1 protein-coding gene is annotated in these 1,957 nt (G+C 30.7%); it reads left to right on the top strand.

Annotation, left to right across the window (positions count from 1 at the left end; translation table 11 throughout):
• Nucleotides 1–11: 11 nt before the first annotated feature.
• Nucleotides 12–1,957: type IA DNA topoisomerase (locus BKH42_RS08985; protein ID WP_143428613.1), on the top strand; the 1,946-nt coding region annotated here is incomplete at its 3' end.

Genomic DNA, 1,957 nt, shown 5'->3' with positions numbered 1-1,957 from the left:
AAGGATAAACAATGGAACAAATTAAAGAGAGCATTATCATCATAGAATCGCCCAATAAAATTAAAAAAATAACTGCAATTACAGGAGCTAAAGTATTTGCTACAGTAGGACATTTTTTAGATTTGAAAGATATTGACATCACTAAAGGCTATACCCCCATTTTTGAGTACAATGAAAACAAGAAGAAAAATATCTTTTATTATATTTCTGCATGTAAAAACAAGACAGTCTATATTGCGACCGACCCAGATAGAGAAGGTTATGGAATTGGATATATGTTTTATGAAAAAATTAAAAACATTGCTAAAGAAGTCTATCGTGTTGAATTTCATGAAATAACTCCTAGTGGAATACAAAAAGGCTTGAAAGAAGCAACTTTGTTTGCCAATACCAATCAAAAACATTATGAAGCCTTTTTAGGTAGAAGGGTTTCAGATATGTTTATAGGATATTCTTTATCCCCTTATATTTCAAAAGAGCTCAATATCAAAGCTTTATCAGCAGGACGAGTACAAACTCCAGCATTGAGTTTGATTGTAAAAAGAGAAGAAGAAATCAATAACTTCAATCTCTTAAAGCCTAGTGAAAAAATGAACTATGCACTGTGTGCGAATATTTTCTTATCTAATAATGAATATGTAATTAAACATGTTGATGAACAAGGAAAAGAAGTTAAATTTGACTCCAAAGAACAAGCACAAGCACAATTAGCTAAAATAAAAGACACTCAAAAAGCAGTACTCAAATCCATAAAGAAAAAGCAATCCAAACAAAACCCACCCAAGCCTTTTAGTACTTCAAAATTACTCAAAGCAGGATCTAAAACGCTTAATATCTCTACCAAAGAAGTTCAAGAAATTGCTCAAAGACTTTTTGAAGCAGGTCTGATTACTTATATTAGAACAGACAGTGAGTTCATCTCTACTGAATATCTAAAAGAGCATCAAAGATTTTATGAACCCATTTATGGAGATATTTTTGAATACACACAATATAAGGCAGGTAAAAACTCTCAAGCTGAAGCCCATGAAGCTATCAGGATCACGCACCCTCATACTCTAGAATCTCTAGCTGATGTGTGTGCTAAAGAAAATATCACTAAAAAAAATGAAATCAAACTCTATGAACTCATCTTTAAAAACACACTCACTTCTCAAATGAAACCTGCAGTTTATGAAAATACGACATTAAATTTCAATATCAGACTCACTTCTTTTGCATTGAAATTTAGAAATCTAGTATTTGGAGGATATTTAGATGCTTTTAAAACTTCTAGTGATACAAAAGGTTTAGATAATTCAATGAATACAGATATGGAAAATGATGATAGAGATTTAAATACTGAAACTACTCAAGTATTAAAAATGCCTCTTCAAAGATTTAAGGAAAATGATCTATTTGATGTCAAAGAGATTTTTATTAAAGATATTGAAAAAACCCCTCCCAAACATTACGTAGAATCTGAATTCATAGAAGTTTTAGAAAAAAATGGAATTGGAAGACCTAGTACTTATGCAACATATTTACCAATTTTACAAAACAAAGAATACATCAGTATTGATGGGAAGAAAAGAGAAATCATTCCAACAAAAAGAGGGATGAGTGTGATTGAATTCTTTCAAAACAATCATCACAATTGGATACTTGATATTGCCTTTACTAAAAAGATGGAAGAAAAGCTTGATGGTATTTCAAACAATCAAGAAAGTTATTTAGAATTCATGCAAGAGCTTAATAATAAACTAGCACAAGAAGTTGGAAAGTTTGGAAGAAGCACTTCACATTCATCTCATGAGCAAGAAAATAAGCCTAAAGAATCATTTCCATCATCTCTAAAGCAAATTGATTTTTGCAAGGCAATTGCAACAAGATTGAATCTCAAATTACCAGTAAATCTAGAAAAAGACTATCGTATTGCCAAAGAATTTATTGAGAAAAACATCAAGGCTTTTAATGA

This window comes from Helicobacter sp. 13S00482-2 (assembly GCF_002272795.1).
Classification (GTDB): domain Bacteria; phylum Campylobacterota; class Campylobacteria; order Campylobacterales; family Helicobacteraceae; genus Helicobacter_J.
The sequence above is the reverse complement of the archived record's forward strand: the minus strand, read 5'-3'. Positions and strand labels throughout refer to the sequence as shown.